We start from the raw sequence: 16,285 nt of genomic DNA, 5'->3' as shown, positions 1-16,285 counted from the left end.
CATTTAGTAATCTTAAATTCTTAATTTAGTGCAAAGATTCACTAAATTGATAGTATGATAAAAGTGCTTAAAAGATTACTTTAAAAGTGAGGGATAAAAATGGAGAATGCTTATGATGTAATCGTTGCTGGGGCAAGTAATTCGGGAGCAATGGCAGCATGTGCAGCGGCTGAAAAAGGGGCCAAGGTTTTATTAATTGATAAGCAAGGAAGTTCACAATTTCTCTTTCGTTCTTTTTTTGCAGCACTTAATAGCAATGCGCAAAAAAGAGCAGGAATTAAGGTTGATAAAGCTAAATTATTAAATTTTTTAACACTTTTTTTCCAAGACAATGTTGATGAACGATTACTTTGGACTTGGGCTAACCATGCTGATGAAACAGCTAATTGGCTTGAAGATCAGATTTTGAAACCAAATGGTGGTGTTTTAAGACCACAAAAAGATGCTCATTATGAAACTATCGTTAATACCGCTTTTAATACTGAACTAGCAATTGCTACGCCAGATAATGGTTGGGCGCACTATGGTGAGTGGGTACTCAATAAAGCGCAGCAATTAGGTGTGACGCTTAAGTACAATACCAAGATGGAAGAAATTTTAACCAATGATCAAGGAAAAGTAACTGGCGTTATTACTAGTGACCGTGCTAGTGGTAAAAAAACACAATATCAAGCCACTAAGGGCGTTATTATTTGTACTGGCGGTTATGGTGGCAATGTTGATTTAATGAAGAAATGGAATCCGCTAGGTTATAAGAAGAATGTCTACTCTGATGGACCACGTGACGATGGCTCAGTATTCTTGCTGGTCTAAAAGTAGGCGCAGCGCGAGATGAAGAACCCGCTGAAATTATTTTTGATCGCGGGGCGGTGCCGGTAGGAACTAAGGCTGAAGATTTTTATAAAATTGACTTTAAAGGTCCGGGGTACTTTTGGTTAGGTGCCTATCCCTTACTAAAGGTTAATTTAAATGGTGAACGCTTCGGTAATGAAAGTGTTCCTTATCAATTTGATATTAATGCCATGTCAAAACAACCTGGCTATCTTGAAGCACAAATTTGGTCTGAAGAAACTATGGATCATTTAGCGCAGTTTGATACGCAAGGCTGTTCTCGCTTAGGTTGGCCAGGAATTTATAATACTGAAGAAAATAAGGCCGAAATTCAACGCCGTCTTGATGATGGAATGGTGCAAAAAGCCGATACGATTGAAGAACTGGCTGAAAAATTAGCTTTACCAAAAGATAGGTTGGTTGAAACAGTTAAACGATATAACCAGATGTGTAAGCAAGGTGTAGATACCGATTTTGGCAAAGAAAAATTCAGATTATACCCGGTCGAACATGGCCCATATTATGGTGTCATAATGGGGGGACGTCTTCTTGCAACGCTTGATGGCTTACGGATCAATTCTAAGATGGAAGTGATTGATAAAGATGGTAACCCAATTCCGCACTTATATGCAGCAGGTAATGCTAGTGGTGGTTTCTTCTGGGGCTCATATCCAGACCGTGTTCCGAGCTTAACTTGCAGTCACGCACAAACTTTCGGTAGGTTAGCCGGTCAATTCGCAGCAGAAAATTAGTTTAATTTAAAAAGGAGTTTTAAAAATGATGGATGAAAGACAAATGCCCAAGCTTTTAAATTATCGCTGGGTAATTTTGACCATTGTCGCCTTACTAGATTTAACGAGTAATTATATTCAATTTCAAATCTCAGCTTTAGCTATTCAAATTATGCCAATGCTTCATATTTCGACTGCTCAATTTCAAAGCCTAGTTATGGCACCAATGTTGATTGCGGTTTTTTTGAGTATTCCAGCAGGTACTTTAGCTGATAAGTTTGGTGCTAAAAAAATTGTTTCAATTGGTTTGATTATTTCAGTTATCGGTGCATTTGGTCGCTTAATTGCTCATAACTTTATGACTATGATGCTGATGTTACTACTGTTTGGTGTCTATATGGCGTTATTAAATGCCAATACTTTAAAAATTTTTGGCATGTGGTTTAAACAAGATACAAACATTGCAATGGGAATATTCTTTGCGTCTGCTAGTGTTGGCATCATCTTATCTCGGATTACTAGTCCAAGATTTCCGAGTGTACAATCAGCTTATATGTTTTCATCGATTTTGCTACTTGTATTGGCAATTTGCTGGTTATTTTTTATGAAAGATATGCCTGCAGGTGAAAAACTTCCCCCTGAAGCAGTAAAGCAAGATCATACTGAATCATCAATGGAATTTTTCAAGGCTGCAGCTCGTAGTAAGAAGACATGGATTGTTGCAATTAGTGTCGGTGTTGGAATGGGTGCGAGCGAAGCATTTTCAAGTATTATGCCACCAGCTTTTGCTGCCAGAGGTTTATCTTCTGTTCAAGGCAATACAATTGCTGCAATTGCAACTATTGGTAGTTTATGTGGTTCTCTTTTTGGTCCTGCAATTATTGGTAAAGCAAGAAAGGCAAAGCCGTTGATGATTTTAGTGACACTTTTAGCTGGGATGTTAATTGCTATCACATGGTTTATTCCATTAGGCTTACCTATAATTATTAGTTTGGTTCTAGGTGGTTTATTTGGCGCAATGACTGGCCCATTGATGCAAGCAATGCCGATTACTTTTCCAGAAATTGGACCGAAGTACGCGGGTTCTGCTGGTGGATTAATTGGCACTGTATCATTACTTTTCTCATACTGTATTCCAGTTATTATTTCTTTGGTTGCTGGGCGCAACTATATGTTGACCTTTATTATTCAAGGTATTGTTTTGATGTTAACTGCTATTTTCATTGCTATTTTGCCCGACGCAAATGATGCACGGCGGCGTAAATAGTAACTAATTTAAACTAAGAGGATTTTTAAAATGGCCAAAAAAATTACAGATAAGCCAGGTAAATATACCGGTTCAGGACAAGGAAAAGAGAGTCAAATCAACCTTGAAGTTGAGGTGGGTAGTGACCAAATTATTAGGGTAAACTCACTTGATCGATATGCTCCAGCTAGTTTAGCAGATAATGCTTTTCAGAAGATGGCGCAAAAGATTGTTGATCAGCAGTCAATTGATGTGGATGTAGTCTCAGGGGCATCTGAAACTTCGCGCGGGATTATTGAAGGTGTCAAAAGTGCTTTGACTAAAGCTGAAGTTGATTTTGCTACTTTAAAAGAAAATAGTGCTCAAACTAGTACAACTACTAAAAGGGAAATTACAGTTGATGTGGCGGTTGTTGGTGCTGGTGGAGCCGGTGTAGCTGCAGCACTTGCTGCCAGACAACATGGCGCAAGTGTTGCTCTTTTAGAAAAGACAATTTCTCCCCTTGGTGCTAGTACTTTTGCTGGTGGAATGTTTGCTGGTGATAGTCAGCAACAAAAAGATCAAGACCAAGTCGTTTCTAAAAAGTGGCTTTATAATGAATATATGGATGCGTCACAAGGCTATATGAATTCCATCTTAGTACGCCGGATTATTGATGAATCTGGCAAAACGGTTGACTGGCTCAATGAAAATGGCGCAATTATGAAGTTAGTTGATGCCGGAACAGGTGGCAGTTTCGATCATATTGGGATGCCGGCAACTTTGCATGGTTATCAAGAAGGTGGTACAAAAGCCGTTACTAAACTGATTGAAAAGTTTAAAGCACTGGGCGGACAAATTTATTTTGGGTTTGCCGGTCAAAGGTTATTGCAGGATGATCAAGGGCAAGTTATTGGTTTAATTGCACAAAGTGATGAGCAGGAATTACAAGTCAACGCTAAGAAGGTCATTATTGCAACTGGGGGCTTTGGCGGTAATGACGAAATGCGCAAAGAATATCTAGGTGATGTTAGTACGCAAGGTCAGGTTCTACAAAATACTGGAGACGGTTTGAACATGGCTTGGGATGCTGGAACAGCTCGTCATATTAATGGTTCAACTCATTATTTCTGGCAAACTTTCAGCAATGAGGATATCGGTAAAATGGCTAAGCTAGTTGGTCCTGGTTGGATGCCTTTAAATGCTTTAGCTGATTTTCCTAATTTGCGGGTCAATAATCGCGGTCAACGTTATGCTAGTGAAACCCATGCTTTAGACTTTGCAGTCCACGGAGCGGAATTATCTGAACAACCGCAGCAAACCGAATTTGTTATTTTAGATCAGGCCATGCTTAATAAGATTAAGGAAGGCGGCACGATCGCAATTGAAGATCACTATGGCAAATGGAAGAACAAGCGCGAATTTTACATGGAATTTAACTTCCCAACGGATACTGATGAAAGTATTAAGCGTGAGCATGAGAAGACTGATTTTACGACTCTTTTGAAACAATTATCATCAACGAATGTTGTCTTTATTGGTCAGACCATTCCTGAATTGGCTGAGCAGATGGGAGTTGACGCAATCAACTTGCAAAAATCAGTTGACCAGTACAATGAAGCTAAGAAGAAGGGGGAAGATGAGTTATTCTTCTCTGACACTAAGCGCATGATTCCAGTTGAACAGGGCCCATTTTATGCTGTTAAGTTTATTGCCCGTAATCTTGGGACTCTAGGCGGTGCCACAATTGATGAAAAGATGCGGGCTTTAAAGCCTGACGGCGAACCAGTTGCCAATTTATATATTGCTGGTGCTGATGCATCCGGGATGTATGGCAAGGCTTATGTTGATTTTGAAGGTGGGACTCTGGGTTTTGCTTACATTTCTGGTCGTTTAGCCGGAATTGATGCAGCAGAAACTGCTAAAGAAAGTAATTAAATTTAAAGAGCATGGATTAACTGAATTGACCATGTTCTTTACTAAAGCAATGAGGTCTAAAGAATGGAAGATTATGATGTAGTAATTGTTGGTGCTGGTCTTGCTGGGTTTGCCGCAGCAGCCGAAGCTGGTGATCAAGGCTTAAAAACTTTACTTGTTGAAAAAGGAAAAACGACAGGTGGTACAGGTAATTATGTTGAAGGGGTATTTGCTGCCGATTCAGTAATACAAAAGCAAGAAGATGCGGTTATTGACAAAAAAGAGCTTTTACAAGAAGAATTAACTTATTCTCATTATCGTGCCGATGGCAGAATGTGGCAAAAGTACATTGATCAAGCTGGTAAAAATGTTACTTGGCTAGAAGAGCGAGGCGCTAAAATTGCGATAGTTGCGAATTTGGGTGTTGGGGCTAGAACATGGCACCTCTTTGCCGGTAAGGGTCATGACGCTATTCATAATGGACTTGAGCCATATGCCAAAGAAAAGGGTGTGAAGCTGGTTACGCAAACGCGAGTTATCGATTTAAAGCAAGAAACTGATAATTCTTATGAAGTAACTTTACTTCAAATGATTGATGAAAAAGAGCGAGTGGTTAAAGCTAAGAATGTAGTCTTAGCAACTGGGGGTTATTTGAACGATCAAGAACTATTAGCCAATACTGTTCATCAAAATCCGCAAAATATTATTCCTGTTAATTCTGGCAAAAATACCGGTGATGGTCTGCGCTTAGCATGGAATTTGGGGGCCAAAAAATTCTTTACTGGAATGGCAATGATGTTCGGGGGCCAATTAAAAGACCCGACCATTCCTGCTTATAAGTTGTGGGGGACAGCGATTTGGAGTTCTGTATGTGATCAACCGCAATGTTGGGTTAATGAAATGGGCGAACGCTTTGTTGATGAAAGCGCAGCGGTTGTTAATTGGGCTAATGAAGGCAATGCTATGAATCGCCAAGAGCGAATTTTCTGTATTTTTAGTCAAAAAATCTTAGATGACTTTACAGACAGATCATATCCAAGATCAATGAAGCCTTTTGTGCCTGAAGATCGTTATCCAACCTTGCGTGATGATATAGAGCAGGCTGAAAAAGATGGTCGTGAGTACTTACACAAAGCTAATACCCTTGAAGAATTAGCAGAAGAAATCGATACGCCAAATTTGGTTTCATACGTAAAACATTACAATGAAATGGCAGCAAACGGCGAAGATACGGATTTCCATAAACCTGCTAAATATCTATTACCTGTTGATGGCAATGGTCCATTTTATGCCATTGAGTTAGGTGTTGGAGCCTATACTACAGGTGATGGTTTGCGGGTTAATGTCAATAATCAAGTTTTAGACACTGAAGGCCGATTAATTAGTGGCTTATATGCAATTGGTGGTGACGGGTCAGCGGTCTTATATGGTGATACTTACGGTGTTAATGTGCCAGGAACCCATGCTGGGTATTGTATTTTTTCTGGACGAAATGCTATTCAAAGTATAGTTAATAAGTAATTTTAATAATCAAATAAAAATAAGCTTTTCCGGTTAAATACTTGTTGAGCTTATTTTTATTATGCTTATAATAAAGGTGAGATTAAGTTTTATGTTATTGCTTATTAATAAGCAAATAAATATTTTTATCTTTTTTTACGAAAGGATATAATACTAAATAATTATGAAGAATAAACAAAAAGATTCAATAGCTAAAATAATTAGCCAAACAATTTTTATAGGATTGTTTTTTATGGCGCTTTTCTATTTACTTTTTACTTTTATTTTAAGTAATGATGTTGTATCTGGAATATCCATGCAACCAAATTTTGAAGATCGAGATAGGGTTATTTCTGTTAAACATACCGAGGTAAAAAGGAATGATATTGTAATATTAAAGGCCCCACATCGTGCTCTTTATATTAAGCGTGTGATAGGCATGCCTGGAGATAGAATTAAATTTAAAAATGATGTTTTGTATATTAATAATCAAAAAACGGCTGAGCCATACTTAACTGAGGGGAAGCGGCTTTATGCCAACGGTGCCTTATATACATCTGATTTCACTTTGGATAAATTGCAGGTAACGCATGGTATTGCTAAAGTTCCACAAGATTCATATTTTGTAATGGGAGATCATCGCAATGTTTCCAGAGATAGCAGAGAGATTGGCTATGTTAGTAAAGATAAGATAATTGGTGTTGTAAAATTACGTTATTGGCCATTACAAAAGATAACTACATATTAGTGTAAAACTAATTAATCGGTTTAAAGATATATGCTTTATTTAATGGTGACTAAGAAAAAAGCTTACAGAATATGGATAATGTAGTAAAACTTTAGGTATGTCAGGCCATTATGGAAGTTAAATTTTTGAATTTGAAAAAGTAAGTGCCAAAAAAATGAGTGACTTTGTTTAAAAATTGATTTAAGCAGTGATTCGGAACTTAAGCATATTAATTTGTTTTAGGAAAGAGCAAATAATAAAAAGCCAGTATGTAAAATACTGGCTTTTTTAATTACTGGGAGAATGGACGGCAATATTTTAGGTCTTGATTTGGTTTTACCGGTTTTGTCGACGGGGCTACTTAAGGGAGTGGCTTTTCTTAATAACAAAAATCAATCTGCATGGCGCCATTTGGCATCAGTCAAAATTCGAGCAATTAATAGGCCAATTGGTAGGGCAATAATGATCATTAAAGCATTCATAATCCAATAAGCCCCGATATTAATATTAGTTATTCCAAAATTAAAGACTGCTTGATACATGTATAGGCCCGGAACCATAATTACAATTGCAGGTACAGTAATTGCAATTCTAGGAAAGCCAACCTTGTCACGTACAAAACTGGCAAGTAAGCCGGCTAAAAGGGAACCAATAAAAGCAGCCATTGCGGCCGGTATATGGTTAAATTCAACTAAGCTTAACCTTAATGTATTAGCAATTGCCCCGATTAAAGCGGCAACTAGGGCCATCGAAGGTTTAGAATTAAACATTACTGAGAAGCCAAATACGCCACAAAAACTGGCAAGTAGACGGAAAATAGTTAATAAAAATGGTGTTAAATTAAGTTTAGGCATCGTACCTGGTGCTAAATTGAGTAGCGTGGCCATTCCCCAACCAGCCATTGTAGCAATCATAATGACCAAGATAGCATAAGCCATCCTTTCTAATCCTGAGCGCATATCAAGTTTAGAGAGGTCTAGTCCAGAAGTAATAAAGGGAAAGCCCGGAATAACATATAACATGGATCCAATATAGCCATAGGAGTGACTGGCATCCCAAAGCCAAATTTTCTGTCCTAACTTAAAGCAAATAAAATAAACTGCACAAGAAACGGCTACCCCGGTAGCAATTTTGGCTACTAAGGTGATATTATGTTCACCCATTAAGCCTCGAATATAGTTACCAATTAGTGCCCCTAGAAAAGTACAGCTCATTTCTGGTAGTCCACCACCAAGTAAGAAAATGAAGCTAGCACATGCTATGCCAGCACTTAAAGCTGCAATATACAGGGGGTAGCTACGTGTATGCTGCTCAATTTTTTTAAGATTATAATCAACTTCACCAATAGTTAAGTAATCGTTGTCCCGCTCGAACCGTCTAACAAAATCTTCAAGTGCGTTTAGTTTGTTCATATTGACATTGGTTGAAGCTAGTGCCAATGTTTGTGAATAAGATAGGTTATCAGTATCAAAACAAGTATATTCAATTGTCACTAATCCAATATCAGCCGAGCAGGTAATGTCCAATGCGCGTGCAATTGAATTCATTGAGTCACGAACGCGCCAGGCTCCTGTACCACATTCTAAAAGCATCCCCCCAATTCTGCCAACTAACGAACTTTTTTCAACTAGAGTAATATCTTTGATTAGGGTATCATCAGCACTTTTATAAAAATCTTTCCAATGGATTTTCATGTGATGTTTTGCTGATAAATGATGTTGCATATCATTGACTGCCATAATTAACTGGGACTGCCTTTCTTAAAAAGTTATATTTATTCTACCACAACCACCAAAGGAGAATTTTAGACTCATTTTGCATAAAAATGAATTATTTTGAGCGAAAATGATTGCTTTTAATGGTTGAACCGCCTAAAATAACCAGAGAGGTGAAGCGGATGCTAACGCAGGAGCGACAAAAATTAATTGAAAACTACGTTAATCAATATGAACTGTGTCATGTCAGTGATTTGTGTAAAATGACTGCAACATCAGAATCTACAATTCGCCGTGATCTAATTCAAATGGAGCATGAAGGGCGAATTAAGCGCGTTCATGGTGGGGCGCAATCCATTAATAATTTTGCTCATGACGTTTCGCAACATATTCGCTTCACAATGAATCACGAACAAAAGATTAGCATTGCTCATTACGCAGTTACCCATTATGTGCATGAAGGAGACTATATTTTTCTAGATGCGGGGACAACTGCCTATGAAATGGTTCCTTTCTTGGCTGAAGTTGGTCAAATTACGCTGATTACTAATGGTTTAGAAACGGCTTTGAGTGCTCTTACTCATAATATTAATACCATACTTTTGGGAGGCAGAATTAAAGATGATACCCATGCTGTGGTTGGACAAGCGGCACTTGAACAGCTAGAAAATATGAATTTTGCAGCTAGTTTTATCGGTACAAATGGAATAGACCATGCTGGTGGTTTAACTACACCAGATCCTGATGAAGCGACTATCAAAAAAAGAGCGCAATTACGTTCAGATTGTACTTATGTTCTAGCTGATTCGTCTAAAATTGGTGAGCGTAGCTTTGCAATTTTTGGCAATGTAAAGGATGTTACTGTGATTACAAATGTGCTTCAAGCACAACAAAAAGGTTTATTACCTACTAAGATTAATTTAAGGGAGGCCAATTAATGATTTATACAGTCACTGTTAATCCAGCACTTGATTATGTGATTCAATTAGAAAAGGTAAACGGTGGTGAGGTCAATCGAAGCAATAACTGTTCATTTTTAGCGGGAGGTAAAGGGATTAATGTTTCCCAAATCCTAAATCAACTGAAAATTGATAATACAGCTTGGGGTTTTGTCGGTGGCTTTACTGGTAAAGAACTAGTGCAACAATTAAATCAACGCCGTATTGTTAATGACTTTGTGACAATTTCTGATGTTACTCGCGTTAATGTAAAAATTCATGCTGAACAAGAAACTGAAATTAATGCTGCTGGTCCTAAGATTACTGCACAAGAAATTACGGCTTTTAAAGACCGTTTAAGCGATTTAAAACAAGGTGATATTGTAGTTTTAAGTGGATCATTAGCACCAGGCTTACCTAGAGATTTTTATAAACAGTTACTGCCAACAATTAAAGCAGCCGGAGCAGAATTTGTTGTTGATACAACTGGAGCAGCTCTTTTAGATACTTTAGAATATAAGCCATTGGTCATTAAACCTAATCATCATGAATTAGCCGATTTGTTTAACACTAGTTTTAATTCTGATGAAGAGATGTTGACTTGCGCTCATAAATTACTTGAGATGGGTGCACAAAATGTAATGGTGTCAATGGCTGGTAAAGGTGGTTATTTGATTACTCATGATCATTTTTATAATGCTAAAGGAGCAGTTGGTACCGCTGTTAATTCTGTTGGTGCCGGCGATTCAATGATTGCTGGCTTTGTTGGAACCTATGTACAAACAGGGGATCCAGCAGAAAGCTTTCGAATTGGAATGGCTTGTGGCGCAGCAACAGCATTTACTAAAGATATTGCAGTTAAAAGTCAAATTGATGCTGTTTTACCACAAATTAAAGTAGAACAGATTTCGTAATGAGGAAAGATTGAAATGAAAATAAGAGATATTTTAGCTCCAGAATCAGTGATTATGTCACTGAAGGCGACTAACAAAGAAGATGCTATTCAAGAAATGGCTGATTTGGAAGTTGAAACTGGAATTGTTAATAATGAAGCTGATTTTATTGCGTCAATTTGGGCACGAGAAAATGAATCAACTACTGGAATTGGTGACGGAATTGCAATGCCACATGCTCGTAATGAGTCAATTAATAAGGCACGCGTACTTTTTGCTAAAAGTGAGCAAGGAATTGACTACAATTCGCTTGATGGTCAACCAGTTTACCTCTTCTTTATGATTGCTGCCCCTGCTGGCGCTGACAATACCCATCTTGAAGCTTTAGCCAAATTATCAAGTTTACTAATTAATCCAGATTTAGTAAGTGCTTTGAAGAAGGCCAAGACACCTGAAGAAGTTATTGCTTTATTCGAAGAAGCGGAAGAAAAAACCGATGCGGCTAAGAAAGCTGAAAATGAAAAACCAGCTAGTGATACTGATAAGCCTTTAATCGTTGGTGTTACGGCATGTATCAATGGTATCGCGCACACATACATGGCTCAAGAAGCTTTAATTAAAGCTGGTAAAAAGCGTGGTGTTGAGGTACGGATTGAGACTAATGGTTCTGAAGGAGTTAAAGATAAGTTAACTGCAGCTGAAATCAGTCGTGCCAAGGGTGTAGTGATTGCTTCTGATAAAAAAGTTGATATGCCCCGCTTTGATGGTAAGCCTTTAGTTAATCGTCCTGTTGTTGATGGTATCAATAAACCAGATGAAATGATTGATAATATTTTAAATGATAAAGCCAGCGTTTATCATTCTGATGATCAAGTATCAGCTGAAGAAGATAACACTAAGCAAAGCTTCTGGGGTTCAGTATATAAGAACTTGATGAACGGCGTTTCTCATATGCTACCATTTGTCATTGGCGGTGGTATATTGATGGCTATTTCATTCATTATCGAAAACTATGCTGGTGGACCAAAATCGCCAGCCTTCATCTTTTTGAATAATGCTGGTAATATGGCCTTTGCCTTTATGGTACCAATCTTGTCGGGTTATATCGCTGAATCAATCGGTGACTTACCTGCTTTAATGCCGGGATTTGTTGGTGGATTTATGGCAACAGTTTATAGTGGTGCATATGGTGGAGCATATGTGGCGAATGTAGTAACTAATGCAAAATCACCAGCTGGATTTTTGGGTGGACTTGCCTCCGGATTTATTGCTGGATATTTAGTAGTTGGCCTAAAGAAACTGTGTGCCAAGCTGCCTAAATCTCTAGAAGGTATGAAGCCAATGCTAATTTACCCAATTCTAGGGTTGCTATTGATTGCGCTTATCATGTACTACATTGTTAATCCAATTTTTAGTTCAATTAACTTTGCAATTACTAATTTCCTAAATCAAATGGGGACAGGTAATTTAGTAGTGCTAACAACTATTTTAGCAGCGATGATGTCAATCGATATGGGTGGACCTTTCAATAAAGCAGCTTATGTATTTGCATCTGGTGCTTTTGCTAATGATCCTCATTCAACAGTTGCAGCAGTGATGATGGCTGCTGTAATGGTTGGTGGAATGGTACCCGCTTTTGCGACAGCTATCGGGACTACTTTCTTTAAGAATAAGTTTACTGAAGATGAACGTCGTGCAGGTATTACTAACTGGATTTTAGGTTTCTCATTTATTACTGAAGGAGCAATTCCTTTTGCTGCAGCTGATGCTAAGCATGTTATCCCTTCATGTATTGTTGGGTCAGCAGTAGGTGGAGCTTTAGTTGGTTTTTGGCGGATTGGTGTGCCAGCACCTCACGGTGGTTTATGGGTATCACCGCTAGCTAACCATATTTTACTTTACTTTGTAGCCACAATCATTGGCTCAATTGTCGCAGGTGTGATTTTGGGATTGTGGAAGAAGCCAATTAATAAGTAATATTAGTGAATAAGATGTAACATATGTTTAAAATGCGTCACTTAAATAGTGGCGCATTTTTAGTGTATAATAGTTATTAAAAGTAAGTGGCTATTAAATTTTGTTAGATTTGCTGGTCGCGTTATTTTAAAATATTATAAAAAGGAACGACAATAATAATGAATTTATTTAAATTTAAAAAATTATTTACTTTAACCACTTTGCTAGGGCTTATAGTATTAACTTTGACTGCTTGTACGCAAACGCCAAAGAAAAATACCAAAATGACAATTGTAACAACAACTAATATTTATGCAGATATTGCCAAAAATGTAGTTGGTAAATACGGTACGGCAGAAGCGATTATTAAAAATCCGAATTCCGATCCGCATGACTTTGAACCAACAACAAATGATGCTAAGAAATTGGCAAGTGCAGATATAATAGTCGCAAACGGTTTAGGATATGATAGTTGGATGAATAAGCTAGCTTCTTCAGTTGATAAAAAGCCGGTTCTAGTCGGTGAAGAACTATTAGGATTAAAGAAAGGGGCCAATCCGCATATCTGGTTTGATTTGGCAATGCCCAAAAAATATGTTGATGATTTAGTTCAGCGATTAAGTAAGAAAGATCCTACGCATGCAAGTTATTATCGCAAAAAGGGGCAAGCATACTTGGCTAAAATCAAAGATATTCAACAAAATGTTAATCAACTTGAGCAACATCATTCGAAGCCTGTCTACGTCAGTGAACCAGTATTTGATTATGCACTCCAAGCTGGCAATTTTAAAATAGCAAATCAAGATTTTGAAAAAGCAATTCAAAATAATACTGATCCTAGTCCAGCAACTGTTCAACAAATGACTGCCGGTATTAAGAAACACAAAATTGCTTTCTTTGTAGTTAACTCACAAACGTCTAGTACAACAGTAAATAACTTTGTGCGCTTAGCACAAAAGGAAAAAATTCCCGTTTTAAAAGTACGAGAAACCATTCCAGTTAAAACTACTTATCTTGATTGGATGACGGATAATTATCAAAGCTTAGCTAAAATTGCTAAGTAATAGTTATACGAGGAAAAAGAAAATGAAAAAAATTATTGCAGTTTTAGCTTTAGCAACAGGGCTAATTGTTGGTAGCGTAGAAACCATGGTCAGGCCAATTACTGTTAAAGCTGATAAAATCAATGATCTAGCTAAGCAGAATACATATAGTGGTTTGACTTATCTTTATAAAATGTTGCAGCAAGAAGGTATACCGTATAACTGCTTTTATGCTGATAATCCCCTCTATTATCGTAAGGGTAAGCCAGAAGGGGTGGTAATTCATGAAACTGCGACGCCTAATGCAAGTGCTCATGATGAAGCAATTTATTTCAATCGTGAATGGATGAATATGTACTCATATGTTCATGCTTTTGTTGATCATAATGGGGTAATTCAGATGATGACACCTAATTATGGCGTTTGGGGAGCAGGTCCTAATGCTAATAATCGCTTCTTTCAAGTAGAATTATGTCAAGAAAATAATATTAATGATTTTGCGAAAAGCATAAATAATGATGCAATTTATGTAGCACAAATAATGCATAGGTATAATATTACGCCAACTAATGCAGTCCATGATGGCAATGGAACAGTATGGTCACATAGTGCCGTATCTAAGTTCTTGGGGGGAACAGATCATGGTGATCCTGATGGCTATTTTGCTAAATGGGGCTATTCAATGGATAGTTTCTTTGATTTAATTAAATATTATTATGACCAGTTAGACGATACAGACGCCAATACTGGAACTGGTAGTAGTAATAGTGGAGCTGGCAACGCTCCTAGCGACAATGGCAATAATAACACTGGACAGACTCCTAATGATAATAATGATACAGATAATAATTCAACTGATAAAGTATTACCTAAACCAGTTGGTACCAAGATTTTATTGCATGATGCCCTAATTTATGATGGTAATGGTCTGGCAACAACTGAGCCCTTGAAAAAAGCTGGCGTTAAGTTGACAATTTATGGTGATAAGATTATTAAAGGGCGGAAATTTTTACAAATTGATCTTAACAAGTATGTTGTTGCTAGCAATGTTGAGGGTAGTTTAAGACATTTAACCCATAATGCCTTTGTTTATGATAGTAATGGTTATCGCGTTAAGGTTGGAAAATTACTTCGTGGAATTGATTTGCGCACATATGGTGGTGCAGTAAAAATACAAAGTAGTAAATATTATCCAATTGGTTTAAATCAATTTGTTAAAGTTGGTAATTTTAAATAATTAAGTAAGGAGTGCAAATTGGCTGATATTTTGGAAGTAAGTCATTTATCTATGAAATTTGATAAAAAGACGATTTTTTCGGATTTAAGTTTTAAACTGAAACAGGGTTCTATGACTGCACTCTTAGGTCCAAATGGGACAGGAAAAACAACTTTAATCAATATTTTAATGAATATGTTAGTACCTACATCTGGTAGTTTTACGTTTGCAAAGACGGTTCGTTTAGGGTATGTACCGCAATTTCGTAATATTGATGCAGAGTATCCGCTATCAATTGAAGCTTTTGTTGGTTTAAATTCTGCCATTTTTAAAACCAAGAAAACTAAGTCTGCTATTAAAAAGCAACTAGAAGAGACGAATTTATACAAAATTCGCCATACAAGAATGGGCGAGGCATCTGGTGGTCAAAAGCAACGGGCTTATTTAGCCCAAGCGCTTCTAGACAACCCTAATATGATTATTTTAGATGAAGCAACAGCTAGTCTGGATCCTTTAGCTAAAGATGAATTAATGCAACTAATTAAGCATCTTAATGAAAAGCATAAGATAACTGTTTTATTTGTGACGCATGATGTCCCATTGGCCCGTAAATATATGCAAAATTACCTTTACTTAAATAATCGCCAAATCGAGCAAGGTAAAATGAGCCAATTTGAGGAGGCGTATGAATAATGTTTGCATTTGACTTTATGCGCAATGCTTTTTTAGCGAGTACTTTTATTGCAATAACTTGTGGTACGGTAGGCGTTTATGTTGTTTCACGTAATTTTAGTTTTCTGGCCCATACGCTATCAGAAATTGGCTTTGCTGGAGCAGCTTTTGCAGTTTGGCTGGGAATAAGTCCACTTTGGGGAATGTTATTGTTTACCTTGCTTGGATCAATTAGTGTGGGTGAATTATCGCTGCGAAGTGAGCAAAAAGAATCATCAATTAGTGCAATTTCTGCTTTGTTTATTGGCTTAGGTGTTTTATTTTTAGCGATTTCTGGTAGTAATAGCAATTATGCGACTAACATTTTATTTGGTAGTATTATTGGTGTTGATAAGCAAGGAGTTTTGCAACTGATTATATTATCAGTAATTGTTCTAATGTTAATCTTTGGAATGCAAAAATCGTTAAATTTTGATTCCTTTGACCATATTGGTGCAGTCGCACACGGCATAAAAACTGGAATAGTTAGCTTAGTATTTTTAGTAGCTTTAGCCATGTCTGTTTCTATTGGTGCACAAATAGTTGGTTCGCTCTTGGTGTTCATTTTATTGACTTTACCACCAGCTACAGCCAATTACCTTGGTAAAACTGTTCCCAGTATGATTGCTTGGTCAGTCTTCTTTGCCCTGATTGGAGTCTGGCTAGGGTTATATCTGGGTTTTATTACTAATTTACCAGTAACCTTTTTTATTGCTGTAATTGAAGTAGCTATTTACTTAATAATTTACTTTATTAATATGTTTAGACATAATTTGTGATTTAAAGTAGTGATGTTATTATTAATTACCTATATTGTGAAAAAATAAGCAATGATAAGACCATTATTAAAGCTAATTTTATTTTATTTCACTAACTCAAGAA

At 37.1% G+C, this 16,285-nt stretch carries 14 protein-coding genes; 13 read left to right on the top strand and 1 reads right to left on the bottom strand.

Features of this window, described 5'->3' with window-relative positions:
- Positions 1 to 99 precede the first annotated feature (99 nt).
- The 6 genes from F5ESL0233_RS08335 (at position 100) to lepB (ending at position 6,952) form a co-directional block, all read left to right on the top strand.
- Positions 100 to 813, top strand: a complete 714-nt coding sequence (locus tag F5ESL0233_RS08335) for an FAD-dependent oxidoreductase (protein WP_199692580.1) — start codon at positions 100 to 102, stop codon at positions 811 to 813.
- 56 nt (positions 814 to 869) lie between these two features.
- Positions 870 to 1,583 carry an FAD-binding protein gene (locus F5ESL0233_RS08330; RefSeq protein WP_233554979.1) on the top strand — a complete coding sequence of 238 codons (714 nt, stop codon included), beginning with the start codon at positions 870 to 872 and terminating at the stop codon, positions 1,581 to 1,583.
- 25 nt (positions 1,584 to 1,608) lie between these two features.
- Complete coding sequence (locus F5ESL0233_RS07265; RefSeq protein ID WP_122059485.1) at positions 1,609 to 2,829, top strand: nitrate/nitrite transporter; 1,221 nt, start codon at positions 1,609 to 1,611, stop codon at positions 2,827 to 2,829.
- Positions 2,830 to 2,859: 30 nt separating this feature from the next.
- Complete coding sequence (locus tag F5ESL0233_RS07260) at positions 2,860 to 4,725, top strand: FAD-dependent oxidoreductase (protein ID WP_122059484.1); 1,866 nt, start codon at positions 2,860 to 2,862, stop codon at positions 4,723 to 4,725.
- A 63-nt stretch (positions 4,726 to 4,788) separates the two neighbouring features.
- The gene (locus F5ESL0233_RS07255; RefSeq protein WP_122059482.1) at positions 4,789 to 6,225 is read left to right on the top strand and encodes an FAD-dependent oxidoreductase; all 1,437 of its coding nucleotides are present in this window, start codon (positions 4,789 to 4,791) and stop codon (positions 6,223 to 6,225) included.
- Positions 6,226 to 6,388: 163 nt separating this feature from the next.
- On the top strand, positions 6,389 to 6,952 hold the full coding sequence (lepB, locus tag F5ESL0233_RS07250) for a signal peptidase I (RefSeq protein WP_122059481.1): 564 nt from the start codon (positions 6,389 to 6,391) through the stop codon (positions 6,950 to 6,952).
- A 371-nt stretch (positions 6,953 to 7,323) separates the two neighbouring features.
- On the opposite strand, the gene F5ESL0233_RS07245 is transcribed toward lepB, so the two are convergent.
- Positions 7,324 to 8,670, bottom strand: coding sequence for a threonine/serine exporter ThrE family protein (locus F5ESL0233_RS07245; RefSeq protein ID WP_122059479.1), 1,347 nt, complete (start codon positions 8,668 to 8,670; stop codon positions 7,324 to 7,326).
- Between the two features lie 158 nt (positions 8,671 to 8,828).
- Here F5ESL0233_RS07245 and F5ESL0233_RS07240 point away from each other — a divergent pair, with 158 nt between their 5' ends.
- The 7 genes from F5ESL0233_RS07240 to F5ESL0233_RS07210 all read left to right on the top strand — a co-directional run bounded on the left by F5ESL0233_RS07240 (position 8,829) and on the right by F5ESL0233_RS07210 (position 16,182).
- The gene (locus F5ESL0233_RS07240; protein WP_118896155.1) at positions 8,829 to 9,584 is read left to right on the top strand and encodes a DeoR/GlpR family DNA-binding transcription regulator; all 756 of its coding nucleotides are present in this window, start codon (positions 8,829 to 8,831) and stop codon (positions 9,582 to 9,584) included.
- Positions 9,584 to 10,498 carry a 1-phosphofructokinase gene (pfkB, locus tag F5ESL0233_RS07235; protein ID WP_122059477.1) on the top strand — a complete coding sequence of 305 codons (915 nt, stop codon included), beginning with the start codon at positions 9,584 to 9,586 and terminating at the stop codon, positions 10,496 to 10,498. Before F5ESL0233_RS07240 ends, pfkB begins: the two co-directional genes overlap by 1 nt.
- 15 nt (positions 10,499 to 10,513) lie before the next feature.
- Positions 10,514 to 12,454, top strand: coding sequence for a fructose-specific PTS transporter subunit EIIC (locus F5ESL0233_RS07230; RefSeq protein ID WP_122059476.1), 1,941 nt, complete (start codon positions 10,514 to 10,516; stop codon positions 12,452 to 12,454).
- A 158-nt stretch (positions 12,455 to 12,612) separates the two neighbouring features.
- Positions 12,613 to 13,497 carry a metal ABC transporter solute-binding protein, Zn/Mn family gene (locus F5ESL0233_RS07225; RefSeq protein ID WP_122059474.1) on the top strand — a complete coding sequence of 295 codons (885 nt, stop codon included), beginning with the start codon at positions 12,613 to 12,615 and terminating at the stop codon, positions 13,495 to 13,497.
- A 22-nt stretch (positions 13,498 to 13,519) separates the two neighbouring features.
- Positions 13,520 to 14,713, top strand: a complete 1,194-nt coding sequence (locus F5ESL0233_RS07220) for an SLAP domain-containing protein (protein ID WP_090092521.1) — start codon at positions 13,520 to 13,522, stop codon at positions 14,711 to 14,713.
- A 51-nt stretch (positions 14,714 to 14,764) separates the two neighbouring features.
- On the top strand, positions 14,765 to 15,385 hold the full coding sequence (locus tag F5ESL0233_RS07215; protein ID WP_118897756.1) for a metal ABC transporter ATP-binding protein: 621 nt from the start codon (positions 14,765 to 14,767) through the stop codon (positions 15,383 to 15,385).
- On the top strand, positions 15,385 to 16,182 hold the full coding sequence (locus F5ESL0233_RS07210) for a metal ABC transporter permease (protein ID WP_090092520.1): 798 nt from the start codon (positions 15,385 to 15,387) through the stop codon (positions 16,180 to 16,182). The genes F5ESL0233_RS07215 and F5ESL0233_RS07210 overlap by 1 nt, the downstream gene beginning before the upstream one ends.
- The last annotated feature ends 103 nt before the right edge of the window (positions 16,183 to 16,285 follow it).

Origin of the sequence: Lactobacillus sp. ESL0233, assembly GCF_003692995.1 — a bacterium.
Taxonomy (GTDB): Bacteria; Bacillota; Bacilli; order Lactobacillales; family Lactobacillaceae; genus Lactobacillus; species Lactobacillus bombicola.
The sequence above is the reverse complement of the archived record's forward strand: the minus strand, read 5'-3'. Positions and strand labels throughout refer to the sequence as shown.